Raw genomic sequence first — 15,767 nt, forward strand, 5'->3', positions numbered from 1 at the left:
TGAGTAAGCACCGCTATGAGCGAAGAAATTATTTATGGTATTCACGCAGTAACCGCATTACTTGAGCGTGATCCTGCACGTTTTAAAGAAGTTTATGTATTAAAAGGGCGTGAAGATCGCCGTTTAACACCGGTTATTCATGAATTAGAAGCACAAGGCATTCTGGTTCAGGTCGCTAATCGTCAATGGTTAGATAGTCAAACTGAAGGTGCTGTTCACCAAGGTATTATTGCTAAAGTAAAACCAGGTCGTCAGTATCAAGAACAAGATTTACCAGACTTATTAGCTAAAGTCGGTACACCTTTCTTATTAGTGCTAGATGGCGTGACTGATCCCCATAATTTAGGGGCTTGTTTACGTAGCGCAGATGCCGCTGGTGTACATGCTGTTATCGTTCCGAAAGATCGCTCTGCACAATTAAATGCAACAGCTAAAAAAGTGGCTTGTGGTGCAGCAGAAAGTGTTCCTTTAATTAAAGTGACCAACCTTGCTCGTACACTGCGTTTCCTGCAAGAAGAGAACGTTTGGATTGTTGGTACAGCAGGCGAAGCAGACCACACTTTATATCAAAGTAAACTCACAGGCCCAATGGCATTAGTGATGGGCGCTGAAGGTGAAGGTATGCGTCGTTTAACACGTGAGCATTGTGATGAACTGATTAGTATCCCGATGGCGGGTACAGTGTCATCACTTAACGTCTCTGTGGCAACAGGTGTTTGCTTATTTGAAGCGATGCGCCAGCGTATTAATGTAAAATAATCGCTTAGTTTATTTTATTCTCTATACTCCCTTGAGTTTTATTGACCGCGGGGGTATAGTTACGCGTCAATTTTTTCAGTCACAACTTAAACAAGTTCCTTGCCTCCATGGGTGGTGACTGACCCTGACAGGAGGCTGATAAATCCGTAAGGAGCAATATCAAATGCGTCATTACGAAATCGTTTTTATGGTTCATCCTGACCAGAGCGAACAAGTTCCGGGCATGATCGAGCGTTATAAAACCGCTATTACTAATGCAAATGGTCAGATCCACCGTCTAGAAGACTGGGGTCGTCGTCAATTAGCTTATCCAATCAACAAACTGCACAAAGCACACTACGTTCTGATGAACGTTGAAGCTCCGCAGGAAGTGATTGATGAACTGGAAACTACTTTCCGTTTCAACGATGCCGTTCTCCGCAACATGATTATGCGTACTAAACACGCAGTAACTGAAGCTTCTCCAATGGTTAAAGCAAAAGACGAACGCCGTCGTGATATCGCTGATGACCTAGATGATGAAGATGAAGTTGATGATGTAGCAGAGGATTCTGAAGAGTAATTAGTGCTGTGACGGCTAATAATCATTTGGTGCTAACTGGCACAGTGTGCAAAGCATTAATTCGAAAAGTTAGCCCCGCTGGGATCCCGCACTGTCAATTTGTTATTGAACATCGTTCAATACAAGAAGAGGCGGGATTAAAAAGACAATCATGGTGCCGAATGCCCATTATTGCTAGCGGGAAAGCGTTACAAGCAGTTACTCACAGTATAACGGTCGGCAGCCAAATCACCGTTTCTGGATTCATTAGTAGCCATCAGGCGCGAAATGGATTGTTTAAATTGGTGCTTCATGCCGAGCAGATTGAATTGATAGATTCTGGAGACTAGCCATATGGCACGTTATTTCCGTCGTCGTAAGTTCTGCCGTTTCACAGCAGAAGGCGTACAAGAGATCGATTATAAAGATATCGCTACGCTGAAAAACTATATCACTGAAAGTGGTAAAATTGTACCAAGTCGTATCACCGGTACTCGTGCAAAATACCAGCGTCAGCTGGCTCGTGCTATCAAGCGCGCACGCTACCTGTCTTTATTACCTTATACTGATCGTCATCAGTAATAGGTATATAGTCCATTAATGACTTGTAGAGGATAAGGTAATGCAAATTATTCTGCTTGATAAAGTAGCGAATCTGGGTAGCCTGGGTGATCAGGTTAACGTAAAATCGGGCTATGCTCGTAACTATTTAATCCCACAGGGTAAAGCTGTTTCTGCGACTAAGAAAAACATTGAGTTTTTCGAAGCGCGTCGTGCTGAGTTAGAAGCTAAATTAGCTGAAACTTTAGCAGCAGCTGAAGCTCGTGCAGCGAAGATCAATGCACTGGGTTCTGTCACTATCAGCTCTAAAGCGGGTGACGAAGGTAAACTGTTTGGTTCAATCGGTACTCGTGACATCGCTGATGCAGTAACTGCAGCTGGCGTTGAAATGTGTAAGAGCGAAGTTCGCCTGCCAAATGGCGTTCTGCGTACTACTGGTGACCACGAAGTTCACTTCCAAGTTCACAGTGACGTATTCGCTGAACTGAATGTTATCATCGTTGCTGAATAATCTCTGATTAAACAGTTAATGTTGATAAAGAAAAACGCCAGCTTAGCTGGCGTTTTTTTTTGGATAAATTAAATCTCTTCTTACTATGGTGTACGGTAATAACTTCCATCACTCAAACGAGTGTAAGTGATAACAGTACCGGCGCTATTTGTCACTTCTAGCATACTGACATCACCTTGTGGGTTTCGCTGTAAACGAATAGCTTGCCCTGCGCGTAATTGGCTTAATGATTTCTGTTGGTCTTCTGATTTCGCCATAGAGAATGCATCATTAACAGGAAGTTGATTGTCTCTAAACAGTTGCGCTAAGGTTTGCCCTTCTTTGATGGTGTAGGTTTGCCATGTTTGCGCTGGTGTTGATTGAGTATCTTGTTGTGGCGTTGTTTGAGCAACATTTCCCTCTGGATCACTTGTCGTTGGATCCTCTATTGATGGAGTAACCGCGGGATCGGCATTTAAGCTATCTTGTGCTTGAGGGATCGAGGTTTGATGAGTCGGATCATTTGTTGATACTGATGGTGAAATAGGCACAGGAAGATCATGCGTCGATGATGATGGCTGAGGTGGCTCACCATTATTTTCACTTGTTGGCCAAAAAAATACGACCAATAAAACAACAGCAATAACTAGTATTGCCCGACGATGTAAGCCAGGGAATTTGCCCATATTCACCTCATTATTGATCTGTGAATCAGTATTATGAATTGCTGTAACATCTTTTTTATTCCTTGTAGCCATACTAGCACGAACCATGATCCTAACCTGCTCCCTGAATTCTTTTCAGAATTATCTATTCGCTCTAACCGTTAATGTTCTTTATTTCCTTGATGGTTAACTAAAAATAGTTTCATGCGTTGATACACATTTTTATCCGTTTCTATGGTTAAAGCCTGTGTTAATTCACCATAAAGATCATGAGGCAATAATGTGTCAGACCATGTTGAAAGAACATTCAGCGCCATATTTCTATCACGCAATGTCGGACTACGTAATTGCCTTTTGATAAGTGACCAACCGATACCGGGAAAACCACCAAGATCTTGCATAATATATTCAACGGCATGATGGGGCTGATATTCAGAGTAGGTAGTTATTAATGGATCATCTGTGCTATCTAATGCTGTTAATTCAATTTGTTGTTCTGCAAGTTTAACTACTCTTTCTATTTTGTGAGATGCATCAGTTTGCATTAATTGGTGCCACCAATCCGCATTGGGATTATCTTTTTGTAGTGAAAAGAGTAATTCCCAGATATCAAGGCGAAGCGATTTAGCGACAAGACTTGCTTGGTAATTTTTTGAGCGAGATGGATTTTGTAATGCTTCAATAATGAGAGTTGACCATTCAGGTTTTTGAATAATATTTTGTGACGTAGAGATAATTTGTTGTTGGCAATGATCGTTCCAGCCAAGAGACTCAAGTAATAACCAGTCTTCACCACTATTTTGTACAAAGTCAGCGATTTCACAGACACAATAAAGGAGCTTTAATTCTTTTGGAGGCAAAGCATCGACTTGTGAAATAAAAGCGTTGCATGCTTGGGCACCTTCTACATAATCGTAAATATCTTTTGCGGGACCGCCATTAAGCAGTGCACGTAAAAGATCACTAGAACCAAGCAATAGCTCATTATCTAAAGGGTGCGTATTTAGCATTTCTAATAATGCCCCTTTTGTGACACAGTCATAGGCGACATACTCTGTCATTACATTATTTTTATACCCTTCAGTCAGTAGCCAATAGCGATTATTAACAGACAGTGTCGAAGGTAGATGTTCAATAAACTGGATACGTCCCCAGCCTTTAGTTCGTTGACCTAGAGAGTGTAAAAAAGGCTCAAATTCTTCACAAGAAAGGCGCTGTTTTAGCGAACGAATAGCATAAAGTGTAAATTCAGGGTGTAGGGAAAACAATAAAAGTAAACGCTGAGAGGCGCTATCATTAAACGATCCTAATAGTCCTAAAGCTATTTTGATAGGATTCTTGTCAGGACTTAACTTTAAGATCCACAAGATCAATTGAAAATAAATCTCATGATTAATCAGTGCTTCATCTTGTTCTATTTTGTCTATCAGATGCGAAAGATAGGTGATAGGGGCGAGTTTATCTTGGCAGGCAATTGAATAAAAAGAAGCAACATGCTCTTTATCAGGCAAAAGAACGACATGCTTTATTGCATGATAAAGTGACAGCGAAAATTCTTCACATATTTTTTGAGAAGGCTGTTGTTCAATTGCTCGACCTATTCGTTGATGCAAAATAATACCTTCCCGAGCGCCGGCTGACCAACTAAAAGGTATCGAATCATCATCAGCTTTTGTTTTTAAGTGAGAGTCTGACAATAGATTTAATTCATCAAGCAAAGGTGTATCACCTATTTCATAAGGTGCTAACAGCGAAAGAATTGAAGGAACAGAAGAAGGATAAACGTTAGGAAAGTCTATTGTGAGGTCGATAGACAGAGGTGACTTACTGAAAAGCTTATCGCGCCAATTAGTCATAATAAATCCTATTTGTTTTGCCGTCTTAGTATAACTTTAGCGGAAAATAGGAAAGCTGGACAAAAAAAGCCAGAAAATTCACCTATATCACTTAAAAGAGACTTACCTCAAACACACTTCCTTTCTTGAGATAGAAAAACAAATCAAAAAAAACTGGTCAATAAAATTAAAAAGCGGTACATTAGCGCAATTCAATATTGTTATATTATAACATTACAAATAAGGTGGGGTTTATTATGAAACTGGGTATTCATCCTCAATATCGAACAGTGATTTTCCATGACACTAGTGCAGATGCTTATTTTAAAGTGGGTTCGACCATCCAAACGGAAAAAACAATAGAGTATGAAGGGCAAACATATCCTTATGTAACACTAGATGTTTCCTCTCAATCACACCCATTTTATACCGGTAAACAAAAGACACATTCTCAAGAAGGTAATGTGGCACGCTTTAATAAACGTTTTGGTCAATTTATTAAGTAAGGAAGAAAAAATGCAGGTATTAAGTTCGTTGAAAAGCGCTAAACAACGCCATCCAGATTGCAAAGTGGTGCGTCGCCGTGGTCGTCTTTATGTAATTTGTAAGTCAAATCCACGTTTTAAAGCCGTTCAGGGGTAAGATTATGCAAAAACCAGTCCTTTCTTGTGTTTTAATTATGGGGCTATTGGGTAGTGCAATGTCAGTTTTAGCACATGGGCACCATCATGAAAAAGTACAAACACAAGCTCAACGAGATGCAGCTAATGGAATTTTTGAAGGTAAGGATGTTCTTGATCGCCAACTCAGTGATTGGGATGGTGTATGGCAATCTGTAGAGCCTTATCTTCTCAGCGGTGAATTAGATGAGGTGTTACAAAAGAAAGCGGAAACAAAAAAAGATAAAACGGTTGAAGAGTACCGAGCTTACTATACACAAGGCTATAAAACTGATGTGGATATGATTGGTATTGAAAACAATATCATTGAGTTCCACCGTGGAGAGAAAGTCGATAGCTGTGAATATCACTATGATGGTTATCGTATTCTGTATTATGAGTCGGGTAAAAAAGGGGTACGTTATCTTTTCCGCTGTGATGATGCCAAAAGCCAAGCGCCCAAATTTATTCAATTTAGCGACCACATTATTGCACCAGAGAAAGCAGGGCACTTCCATTTATATATGGGCAATACATCGCAAGATGAATTACTTAAAGAATTAAGTAATTGGCCAACATATTACCCTTATTCGATGAAAGCAGATGATATTGTTCACGAAATGCTTTATCACTGATTTAAGTGGAATAAATAGAAAATAAAATAATAAAAATCTTTAGCAAAGGAGTGCTAGATTTTTTTTAATTAATTATTTGATATAAAAAGAACAATAAAATAATTCATGTGAAAGCCATTTGATTAGTAACTATACTTATGTTTATTTGGTGATAAAATAAATTATATCAAATTAAGTTTCTTCATTTTTATTATCTAATATATGTAATTAATTATTGATTAATTTTTTTAAAAGGAATTTTTATGGCATATCCTATTTATCTAACTTTAAAAGGAAAAGTCCAAGGGTTAATTTCTGTAGGTTGTTCATCTCTTGATTCGATAGGAAACCGTTACCAACTTAATCATGAGGATGAAATTCAAGTTATTAGTTTAAATAATAGTTCTGTTCGTGCACAAAATGCATCTTATCAACCAGTTATATTTACTAAGCCTATAGATAAATCATCACCATTACTTTCAACAGCTTTAGATAATAACGAAGTCTTAGAAGCAATATTCACTTTTTATAGAACAAGCCAACATGGGCAACTTGAAAAATATTATGAAATTAAATTGACTGAAGTTTCTCTAATTGAGGTTTCTGATATTTTTCCTGATTCAATAAATGATAATGAATCAATGCCATATCAACGTATTCAAATGAAATACACCTCAATATCCAGGGTTCATTTGGTTGCTAATACATCAAGTTATAGTATTAACAGTGACATGATTTAATAAGCTTTAGTTCATTATCAAAAGATATGTGCTATTTACACATATCTTTTGATATAACATATTCACTTGGTGCAAAAATTGATTGTTTATAACAAATATAATACCCCTTAGAGACTAAATCATATCTGACATAAAATGAAAAAAAGAAACTGAAAATAATACCTGCTATTGCCATAATTGTGAGGTAACCAGCTATTTTATTATTCATTTTTTGTGTTTTTTTCTTATATGCACAAATAAAAATCAAATAAGAAAAATATATTAATAGGGGAGAACCAAAACACAATAATGCTGTCTGGAAAGAGAATAATATACGTTCTTTCATTGAAAAATATTCAATGTAATATGATATTGAAAAATAAAAACAAAAGATAGATAATAAAAAAACAAATAAAGAAGTTAAAAATAATTTCAGTGGGCTTATTTTATCCACGGCTAAGTCTTCCCCATTGTGTGAAAAATTGATCAGGGTGATAAGGCGTTTCAGGTTTCTTTTCCCGATAAGATTTTAGATTTTTAATTATGGTTTCACTGATCTTAAATTCATCATCTAATTTATATAGGGCAACTGCTATCACTAACCCCACAACAAATACACCTAAAGCAACGACTATAACACTTGTTCCTGCTGTTAATGCTGCTGTTACGATACTACCAGTTAGTAATATAGTATTAACAGTGATATGATTAAATAAGCTTTAGTTCATTATCAAAAGATATGTGCTATTTACACATATCTTTTGATATAACATATTCACTTGGTGCAAAAATTGATTGTTTATAACAAATATAATACCCCTTAGAGACTAAATCATATCTGACATAAAATGAAAAAAAGAAACTGAAAATAATACCTGCTATTGCCATAATTGCGAGGTAACCAGCTATTTTATTATTCATTTTTTGTATATTTTTCTTATATGCACAAAGAAAACCATAATATGAAAAATAAAAAGTTAAAGGAACTCCAAAGCAGAGTAATCCAGTTTGAAACGAGAATATTATTTTGTCTTTCATTAAGAAATAATCTATGTAATAAATTATTGAGTAATAAAATCCAAAAATTGATAGAAGTAAGATACAGATAGAAGATAGTATTAAATTAACCGGTTTTATCTCTATTTTTTTTATTTTATCCACGGCTAAGTCTTCCCCATTGTGTGAAAAATTGATCAGGGTGATAAGGTGTTTCAGGTTTATTTTCTCGATAAGATTTTAGATTTTTAATTATGGTTTCACTGATCTTAAATTCATCATCTAATTTATATAGGGCAACTGCTATCACTAACCCCACAACAAATACACCTAAAGCAACGACTATAACACTTGTTCCTGCCGTTAATGCCGCTGTTACGATACTACCAGTTAGTAAAGTTGTCATTTGCATACTAATAGCCAATTTTGCCATATCCATAGTGATATTTACGAAAAAATTAGTGAGATCATATTCATCTCTAAATATGAGTTCTACAATTCTATAAGCTGCTGAAAATACAATTGCAAAACGTACACCTCCAGCTGAAACGGAATTCATTCCTTGGGTTCCTACTCCCATATATATAATACGAGGATTATTTGCTAGGTATCGAGTTGCATTTAAATAAGCTCTAACGCCTGCATGACCTGAAATTCTTATATAAACATTTCCATTTTTACCTACATACTCAGTCGCTGTGATATTGATATTTCTAAACTCATTAACAATTCTTTCGACTCTATATGATTCATAGATATTTCCAGAATATGATGAAGCGATATCACCAATACTAAATAAAGTATCTTTCGATGATTTGTAAGGTGTTGGGGTGGATAAGTTTTTTAGAACATAATCAGCTTCTTCAAGGGTGATAAGTGCCGCAACATTTTCATCATCTTCGGTATCATTAAGGATCCGCTCAATTCTTTTCTTATTGTTGTATTGTTCTTCTCTGTCCCAATCAATAACGGTGGTATCGTATATATAGCCCATATAAAAAGATCCTTTTTTTATAAATTTAAATTAGATTAATAAAATTTATGATTTTATGCAATTAAAAATATCTGCTGTTAGATTAATTAATTAAAAGTTAGCTTAACAACAAGCGTGCTTTTATTTTTTATTATGTAAAATTCTATTTTGATTATTTTTATTATTTACTTTAAGTAGATAGTATCCTTCACTATAAAAGAAGTTATTTTTATATTTTTTATATAAGTAATAAATAAACTGAGGGGATATATAAATCTAATTTTATATCTTTATGTTAAAAATATAATTTTTAATATTTTTTGATAATAAGAGAAAATAGTAAGGGAAAAAGCAGTAGCATCCATGCTGACTTACTTTTATAAGTTGGGTTAAAGGTTATTTATAATCCTTGGCAGAGATATTTCATCTCCATATAATCTTCAATACCGTGTTCAGAGCCCTCACGACCTAAACCTGATTGTTTAATACCACCAAATGGTGCAACTTCATTGGAAATTAAACCAGTGTTAATACCCACCATGCCGTATTCTAAATTTTCAGCAACACGCCAAATACGTTGTGGATTTTCACTATAAAAATAAGCGGCTAAGCCATAAATGGTATTATTAGCTAAATGCACCACTTCATCTTCATTTTCAAAAATAACTAAAGGTGCAACAGGGCCAAATATTTCTTCTTCAAGGATATGGCTATCAGCAGGAACATTGCCAACAACGGTAGGTTGGAAGAAGTTCTCACCCGCTTTGTCATTATCTCCGCCACAAAGCAGTGTTGCACCGCGTTTTAATGTATCAGCAAGCAATGATTGTGATTTTTCAACAGCTTTACGGTTAATGAGAGGCCCAATAGTGACACCTTCTTCAAAACCATTCCCCACTTTGAGTTTTTTAACGGCGGCAACAAAGCGTTCGCTAAATTGTTGATAAACATCTTTATGAATATAAAAACGGTTAGCACAAACACAGGTTTGTCCTGCATTACGGAATTTTGCTCCCATAGCACCTTCAACCGCTTTATCAATATCGGCATCGTTAAACACGATAAAGGGTGCATTGCCACCTAATTCCAAAGAGACTTTTTTTACACTATCTGAACACTGGCGCATTAATAAACGTCCAACACCTGTAGAGCCAGTGAAACTTAATTTGCGCACGCGGTTATCAGAGGTAAAGACTTCACCAATTTTAATGGCATCACCAGTTACAATATTAATAACACCGGCGGGAATGCCAGCTTGAGCCGCTAATTCTGCTAAAGCCAGTGCAGTATAAGGTGTTTCATTGGCAGGTTTAATTACCATAGTACAACCCGCTGCTAATGCAGGAGCCGCTTTGCGGGTGATCATAGCAGCCGGGAAGTTCCAAGGTGTAATAGCAGCACAGACACCAATACCTTGTTTGATCACCATTAAGCGTTTATCAGCAGAAGGGGAGGGAATAATTTCACCGTTGGTTCTCTTACCTTGCTCTGCAAACCACTCAATAAAAGAAGCTGCATAAGTAATTTCACCTTCAGCTTCAGCAACGGGTTTACCTTGCTCAAATGTCATTAACTCAGCAAGTTTTCTTTTATTTTCAGTAATTAATCTAAACCAATTTTGCAATAATGCTCCACGCTGATGTGCTGTGAGTGCACGCCATTTTGGTAAGGCTTTTTGTGCTGCATCAACAGCCATTATTGCTTCTTGTGTTGCCATATTGGGGACTGTACCCAGTAAAGTACCCGTTGCAGGATCGACAACATCAACAGTTTCGTTATTTTGAGCATTACACCAAAGACCATCAATATAGCCTTGTTCGCGGAAATAGGGATTTGTCGTTATCTTCACTTAATACCTCTCTGAACACATATATATTGATATTTATAAGGCTAGGCAGTTTTGCGCCTGTTTATAATTATATGCCTGTGTTGCTATGTTGTGAAAATAAGTATGACAAATGCCAATAAAAAAGCGTCAAAAAGACGATAAATAGGGTCAATTGCTTATGTTTTTAATGAATAATTCCCATTACTCAAGACTGAAGGTTTACGCTGTACCTTACCACTGTTATTCTTGGATCTAACTTTCATAAAAAACAGGTATTTTTCATGTCAAAACCATCATTTGATTCTATCGAATCACAGGCAAGTTACGGTATTGGTCTGCAAGTCGGTCAACAACTGACTGAATCAGGTCTTCAAGGATTAGAGCCCGCAGCACTGTTAGCTGGCTTGACCGATGCATTAGAAGGTAATGCGCCTTCTGTACCTGTTGAAACATTACACAATGCCTTACGTACTATGCACGAGCGTGCTGAAGCAGTTCGTCAAGAACGCCAAGCTGAGCTGGCTGATGCTGGTAAAATCTTCTTAGAAGAAAATGTGAAAAATGAAGGCGTTCAAGTTACAGAATCTGGCTTACAGTACAAAGTACTGACTGCGGGTGAAGGTGCAATTCCAGCGCGTACTGATCATGTTCGTGTTCACTACACTGGTCGTTTAATTGATGGCACTGTGTTTGATAGCTCAGTTCAACGTGGTCAACCTGCTGAATTCCCAGTAAATGGCGTTATCGCAGGCTGGATTGAAGCATTAACATTAATGCCAGTAGGTTCAAAATGGGAATTATATATTCCTTACCAATTAGCTTATGGCGAACGTGGAGCAGGTGCGGCTATTCCTCCATTCGCAACATTAGTATTTGAAGTAGAATTATTAGAAATTTTATAATTTCTTATTCTGCGGTAAATCAGAGTAAAAAATAGCCGGTTTTTGCCGGCTATTTTTGTCTCTGAACTAAAATAAAGAGACAGTAGGGTAATTAATTTTTATAAGAGAAGTTATCTGCTTATAGAAATAAGAGAGGTGCATTATGTTAGAACAAGTCAGCAAATTAGCTCGCCAAGCAGGTATGGCGATAATGCAAATCTATCAGCAATCAGAGCCTATCCAAGTACAGGAAAAAAGTGATAATTCACCTGTCACAGAAGCTGATTTGGCCGCTCACCAAGTTATCAAACAAGGACTTGCTTCTATTGCTCCAGATATACCTCAATTATCTGAAGAAGATCCCCCTGAATGGGAAGTACGTCGTCATTGGGATCGTTATTGGCTGATTGACCCTCTAGATGGAACTAAAGAATTTATCAGTAAGAATGGTGAGTTTACGGTAAATATTGCCTTAATTGAAAAGGGTATTCCTGTTTTAGGGGTTGTCTATGCCCCGGTTCAAAATGTGTTATATGCAGCGGCAAATAAACAGGCATGGAAAGAAGTGTGTGGACAGCGATTACCTATCCATGCAAGTCGTGCAGAGCCGCCAGTAATTGTGATTAGCCGTTCTCATCAAGATGATGAATTAAAAGAATACCTCTCACAACTTGGCGCACATCAAACCGTTGCTGTTGGTTCATCTTTGAAGTTTTGTTTAGTTGCTGAAGGTAAAGCACAGCTTTATCCTCGCTTTGGACCTACACATACGTGGGATACCGCGGCAGGTCATGCTATTGCGATTGCTGCTGGCGCACATGTCACGGATTGGAAAGGGGTAACGCTAGATTATTCCCCAAAAGAGTCGCTGATAAACCCAGGATTTAGAGTTTCAATCTTTTAGTGCCATTTTATGAAATCGGAGCCCTTTGTTTAATAAGGGCTCTGACACCGAAATTATTCTTTAATTAAATCGTTGATAAGATTGATTGCAGTCGTGATTTCCGCACCGCTTAATACACCTTCTTTGACGAAACGGACTTTGCCTTGTTTATCCAAAACAACAATAGCTGAACTCTCTTTTTCTAATCCCCAGCCTTTTAATGCTATGCCATCAGCATCAACAATAAACTGTGACCAAGGAAACTCTTTTTTACTGTCTTCAACACTGCCACGAACAAATGGACCTGTACCAAACACAGCATCATCAGTATTAATAATCGTTGTGGTTTGATAACTGGTATGTGGGAATTTAGCCAGTTTTACAGCTTCAATAAACGGCGCATTCATCTCCTTAGCTTTGCTACGTCCTGCTATATGCTGAACAGTACGTACTTTTCCACTGAGCAGACCACTATTCCAATTTTGGTAGCTAAACTTATCTTTGGTTGTGTCATAAAGTAGCTCACCTTTGTCATTGATTGTGACAGCGGGAAGTACTGTATTTTCAGTGATGTTATGTGCAAATGCCCATGTGGATGTGCTGAGTAAAAGAGCAGCTAAGGTTATTTTGTGCATAGCCATGATCCTATTATTGAAATCGACGTTAGATTCTATCTAAGCATAGAAGCTAGTGAAGAATAATACCTCATCGCTGATACATTTATTTAACATTGAGTGGGTAAAATCACGTGCACACTATCTTTATTTATATTCTTTACTGTCAATAAATGTAAAAACAGATAAGAAAATCAAATAAGTTGAACCTAGTACTTATAATTAGGTCTTTAAATTTGATATATAAAGATAAGTCTTTATGACTTATTAAACTCAACAACGAGCATGGGAGACTAACTGAAAGATGAAAATCTTCAATCGCTATAACCCTGAAAAAATTGCTCTCTACGTTAAGACATTATTTCGTGGACGGTTTTACATCAAAGGAATGGGTGCATTTGAATTCGATTACGGTAAAATTTTATTACCTAAAATAAGAGATAAGCTACATTTTAATGTCATGAGTGAAGTGAACCAGCAGGTCGTTTTACTGAAAGCAGAAATGGGCTAACTTTTATCTGATAGATAACTGAGTCTTTCTCGTGAGTATCATCGATAAGACTCAGTTATTAATTTCAACTTGTTACTTGTTAACTTACCGTTTTATTCTCATCTGTCTTGATATCGACTTCTGTTGTTGTCTGTATAACAGGAACATGTTCTTGTAAAATCGGCTTAACAGGTGGAATATCATCAACTTTTGTTACAAGTAATTGATCTATTTTGTAATTATCAATATCAACAACTTCAAATTTGTATCCTGAAAACTTCACATAATCAGTGCGCTTTGGAATTTTACGTAAGCGATACATCATAAAGCCTGCGATGGTTTCGTAGTTACTCGAATCAGGGAAATCGTCGATATCAAGTACACGCATTACATCATCAATTGGCGTACCGCCTTCAACTAACCATGAGTGCTCATCACGACTCACAATTTGCTCTTCTTGCCCCGGTCCAATTAAATCGCCCATTAAGGTTGTCATCACGTCATTTAGTGTAATAACACCCATCACCATCGCGTATTCATTGAGGATAATGGCAAAGTCTTCACCGGATGTTTTAAAACTTTCCAACATATCTGAAAGCGTTAATGTATCAGGGATAATCAGAGCCTTACGGATATGAACACCATCATTGAGATTTAAGCTTTGCCCGTTAATAACACGATTAAGCAGCTCTTTAGAATCTACATAACCAATAATATGGTCGATATCACCTTCACAAACGAGGAACTTAGAGTGAGGTTGAGTGGCAATTTTTTCTTTGATATCGCTTTCAGTTTCTTCACGATCAAAATAGACCACATCTTCTCGAGGCGTCATTGCCGACGGTACGGTACGTGATTCTAATTCAAAAACATTCTCGATAAGCTCATGCTCTTGTTTACGCAAAACCCCAGCAACGGCACCCGCTTCTACAATGGCAAAAATATCATCAGAAGTAATATCTTCATTTCTTACCATTGGGATTTTGAATAATTTGAAGATGAGATCTGCCATACCATTAAATAACCAAACCAGAGGGCGGAAAAAGGCAAGGCAGAAACGCATTGGGTTCACAATTCTTAATGCGATAGCTTCTGGTTTTATCATACCAATGCGTTTTGGCGTTAAGTCAGCCAATAAAATAAACATCGATGTGACAATAATAAAGGAACAAATAGATCCAAGCTGTTGCGCTAATGGCTCTTCAAAAAATTGGAGGTAAAAGTTTTTAAGAGAAGGAGAGAATGCAGATTCACCGACAATACCCGCTAAGATAGCGACGGCATTTAATCCAATTTGCACAACGGTAAAAAACATGCCCGGCATTTCTTGCATTTTTAATACACGCGCAGCGTTCATATTGCCCTCATCAACAAGTTGTTTGAGTTTAATTCGACGAGAAGCAGCAAGAGAGATTTCAGACAGCGAAAAAAAGGCGCTGATAGCACAAAGCAAAAGCACAATGAGTAAACTATTAAGCATATAAGGCTCACACCACCCCAAGTATTTAATCCAAAGGGTAATACTAGAGTGTTAAAAATAGAAGATAAATCAATATATTGTGATGAATTTATTCACAAAGATAGATAAGAGGGCGTAATTATATCATCGCCCTGCTATTTTCTGCTAGTTTTACTTTTCAGGGGGATAGCAGATGCCTATTCCACCTAATCCACAATAACCTTGTGGGTTTTTATGTAAATATTGCTGGTGGTAATCTTCAGCAAAATAGAAAGGGCCCACAGGCTGAATTTCAGTGGTGATAGCATCAGTAGTGCCTTGAGTATTCATTGCTTGTTGATAACGTTTTTTTGACTCAATAGCTTGAGCATATTGCTCTTCATTAACAGTGTAAATGGCAGAACGATATTGGCTGCCAATATCATTACCTTGGCGCATACCTTGTGATGGATTGTGATTTTCCCAAAAAAGAGCCAAAAGTTGTGAATAGCTAATTACTGAGGGATCAAAAACAACTCTCACCACTTCACTATGACCTGTTAAACCTTGGCAAACTTGTTGGTAAGTTGGATTTTCTGTTACACCACCGCTATAACCCGCACTTGTTGAGTAAACGCCCTGTTGTTGCCAAAATAGACGTTCAACACCCCAAAAACAGCCCATTGCAAAATAAGCAATGTTCATATTGGCTGGAATATCGTTAATAGAATGCCCATTTACAGCATGATTAGCAGATATTTCTAATGGTGTCGAAGTACCCCTTAAGGCATTCTCTGGTTGGTAAGCTTTATGTTGCAAGG

At 37.2% G+C, this 15,767-nt stretch carries 21 protein-coding genes; 12 read left to right on the forward strand and 9 right to left on the reverse strand.

What is annotated here, in order from left to right:
• Positions 1 to 27 precede the first annotated feature (27 nt).
• The 5 genes from rlmB (at position 28) to rplI (ending at position 2,372) form a co-directional block, all read left to right on the forward strand.
• On the forward strand, positions 28 to 759 hold the full coding sequence (gene rlmB / locus D7029_RS01235) for a 23S rRNA (guanosine(2251)-2'-O)-methyltransferase RlmB (protein WP_165126424.1): 732 nt from the start codon (positions 28 to 30) through the stop codon (positions 757 to 759).
• Positions 760 to 922: 163 nt separating this feature from the next.
• Positions 923 to 1,321, forward strand: coding sequence for a 30S ribosomal protein S6 (gene rpsF, locus D7029_RS01240; protein ID WP_023583607.1), 399 nt, complete (start codon positions 923 to 925; stop codon positions 1,319 to 1,321).
• Positions 1,322 to 1,329: 8 nt separating this feature from the next.
• Positions 1,330 to 1,650: a primosomal replication protein N gene (gene priB / locus D7029_RS01245; RefSeq protein ID WP_006535746.1), complete on the forward strand. Its 321-nt coding sequence runs from the start codon at positions 1,330 to 1,332 to the stop codon at positions 1,648 to 1,650.
• Positions 1,651 to 1,654: 4 nt separating this feature from the next.
• On the forward strand, positions 1,655 to 1,882 hold the full coding sequence (rpsR, locus tag D7029_RS01250) for a 30S ribosomal protein S18 (protein ID WP_000135199.1): 228 nt from the start codon (positions 1,655 to 1,657) through the stop codon (positions 1,880 to 1,882).
• A 40-nt stretch (positions 1,883 to 1,922) separates the two neighbouring features.
• Positions 1,923 to 2,372: a 50S ribosomal protein L9 gene (rplI, locus tag D7029_RS01255; RefSeq protein WP_023583606.1), complete on the forward strand. Its 450-nt coding sequence runs from the start codon at positions 1,923 to 1,925 to the stop codon at positions 2,370 to 2,372.
• Between the two features lie 83 nt (positions 2,373 to 2,455).
• Here rplI and D7029_RS01260 read toward each other — a convergent pair whose 3' ends face one another.
• On the reverse strand, positions 2,456 to 3,109 hold the full coding sequence (locus D7029_RS01260; RefSeq protein WP_228766720.1) for a LysM-like peptidoglycan-binding domain-containing protein: 654 nt from the start codon (positions 3,107 to 3,109) through the stop codon (positions 2,456 to 2,458).
• A 68-nt stretch (positions 3,110 to 3,177) separates the two neighbouring features.
• Positions 3,178 to 4,872 carry a hypothetical protein gene (locus D7029_RS01265; protein ID WP_194951646.1) on the reverse strand — a complete coding sequence of 565 codons (1,695 nt, stop codon included), beginning with the start codon at positions 4,870 to 4,872 and terminating at the stop codon, positions 3,178 to 3,180.
• A gap of 236 nt (positions 4,873 to 5,108) precedes the next feature.
• Between D7029_RS01265 and D7029_RS01270 the strand changes: the two genes are divergently transcribed.
• The 4 genes from D7029_RS01270 to D7029_RS01285 all read left to right on the forward strand — a co-directional run bounded on the left by D7029_RS01270 (position 5,109) and on the right by D7029_RS01285 (position 6,864).
• Positions 5,109 to 5,357 (forward strand): type B 50S ribosomal protein L31, encoded by a 249-nt coding sequence (locus D7029_RS01270; RefSeq protein ID WP_023583603.1) that lies wholly within the window; start codon positions 5,109 to 5,111, stop codon positions 5,355 to 5,357.
• A 10-nt stretch (positions 5,358 to 5,367) separates the two neighbouring features.
• The gene (ykgO, locus tag D7029_RS01275; protein ID WP_006535739.1) at positions 5,368 to 5,493 is read left to right on the forward strand and encodes a type B 50S ribosomal protein L36; all 126 of its coding nucleotides are present in this window, start codon (positions 5,368 to 5,370) and stop codon (positions 5,491 to 5,493) included.
• A gap of 4 nt (positions 5,494 to 5,497) precedes the next feature.
• Entirely contained in the window at positions 5,498 to 6,145 is a 648-nt protein-coding gene (gene zinT / locus D7029_RS01280) for a metal-binding protein ZinT (protein WP_088493998.1), read from the forward strand.
• A 242-nt stretch (positions 6,146 to 6,387) separates the two neighbouring features.
• The gene (locus tag D7029_RS01285) at positions 6,388 to 6,864 is read left to right on the forward strand and encodes an Hcp family type VI secretion system effector (protein ID WP_109408484.1); all 477 of its coding nucleotides are present in this window, start codon (positions 6,388 to 6,390) and stop codon (positions 6,862 to 6,864) included.
• Between the two features lie 31 nt (positions 6,865 to 6,895).
• Here D7029_RS01285 and D7029_RS01290 read toward each other — a convergent pair whose 3' ends face one another.
• The 4 genes from D7029_RS01290 to D7029_RS01305 all read right to left on the reverse strand — a co-directional run bounded on the left by D7029_RS01290 (position 6,896) and on the right by D7029_RS01305 (position 10,661).
• The gene (locus tag D7029_RS01290) at positions 6,896 to 7,189 is read right to left on the reverse strand and encodes a DUF1240 domain-containing protein (RefSeq protein WP_228766768.1); all 294 of its coding nucleotides are present in this window, start codon (positions 7,187 to 7,189) and stop codon (positions 6,896 to 6,898) included.
• A gap of 398 nt (positions 7,190 to 7,587) precedes the next feature.
• On the reverse strand, positions 7,588 to 8,004 hold the full coding sequence (locus tag D7029_RS01295; protein ID WP_228766721.1) for a DUF1240 domain-containing protein: 417 nt from the start codon (positions 8,002 to 8,004) through the stop codon (positions 7,588 to 7,590).
• A complete protein-coding gene (locus D7029_RS01300; protein WP_194951648.1) occupies positions 7,997 to 8,833 on the reverse strand; it encodes a hypothetical protein in 837 nt (278 codons plus the stop codon). Before D7029_RS01300 ends, D7029_RS01295 begins: the two co-directional genes overlap by 8 nt.
• 379 nt (positions 8,834 to 9,212) lie before the next feature.
• Positions 9,213 to 10,661, reverse strand: a complete 1,449-nt coding sequence (locus D7029_RS01305; protein WP_194951649.1) for an NAD-dependent succinate-semialdehyde dehydrogenase — start codon at positions 10,659 to 10,661, stop codon at positions 9,213 to 9,215.
• 260 nt (positions 10,662 to 10,921) lie between these two features.
• Here D7029_RS01305 and D7029_RS01310 point away from each other — a divergent pair, with 260 nt between their 5' ends.
• Together D7029_RS01310 and cysQ are read left to right on the forward strand one after the other, a co-directional pair.
• On the forward strand, positions 10,922 to 11,542 hold the full coding sequence (locus D7029_RS01310; protein WP_036939421.1) for a peptidylprolyl isomerase: 621 nt from the start codon (positions 10,922 to 10,924) through the stop codon (positions 11,540 to 11,542).
• 142 nt (positions 11,543 to 11,684) lie between these two features.
• Positions 11,685 to 12,425, forward strand: coding sequence for a 3'(2'),5'-bisphosphate nucleotidase CysQ (cysQ, locus tag D7029_RS01315; protein WP_194951650.1), 741 nt, complete (start codon positions 11,685 to 11,687; stop codon positions 12,423 to 12,425).
• Between the two features lie 53 nt (positions 12,426 to 12,478).
• On the opposite strand, the gene D7029_RS01320 is transcribed toward cysQ, so the two are convergent.
• The gene (locus tag D7029_RS01320; RefSeq protein ID WP_194951651.1) at positions 12,479 to 13,039 is read right to left on the reverse strand and encodes a YtfJ family protein; all 561 of its coding nucleotides are present in this window, start codon (positions 13,037 to 13,039) and stop codon (positions 12,479 to 12,481) included.
• A 283-nt stretch (positions 13,040 to 13,322) separates the two neighbouring features.
• Between D7029_RS01320 and D7029_RS01325 the strand changes: the two genes are divergently transcribed.
• Positions 13,323 to 13,529 carry a DUF1107 domain-containing protein gene (locus tag D7029_RS01325; protein WP_006535730.1) on the forward strand — a complete coding sequence of 69 codons (207 nt, stop codon included), beginning with the start codon at positions 13,323 to 13,325 and terminating at the stop codon, positions 13,527 to 13,529.
• A 79-nt stretch (positions 13,530 to 13,608) separates the two neighbouring features.
• Here D7029_RS01325 and D7029_RS01330 read toward each other — a convergent pair whose 3' ends face one another.
• Together D7029_RS01330 and msrA are read right to left on the reverse strand one after the other, a co-directional pair.
• The gene (locus D7029_RS01330) at positions 13,609 to 14,988 is read right to left on the reverse strand and encodes a hemolysin family protein (protein WP_194951652.1); all 1,380 of its coding nucleotides are present in this window, start codon (positions 14,986 to 14,988) and stop codon (positions 13,609 to 13,611) included.
• Positions 14,989 to 15,138: 150 nt separating this feature from the next.
• Entirely contained in the window at positions 15,139 to 15,765 is a 627-nt protein-coding gene (msrA, locus tag D7029_RS01335) for a peptide-methionine (S)-S-oxide reductase MsrA (RefSeq protein WP_193775136.1), read from the reverse strand.
• Positions 15,766 to 15,767: the final 2 nt, after the last annotated feature.

The organism is Proteus vulgaris (assembly GCF_016647575.1).
Lineage (GTDB): Bacteria > Pseudomonadota > Gammaproteobacteria > Enterobacterales > Enterobacteriaceae > Proteus > Proteus mirabilis_B.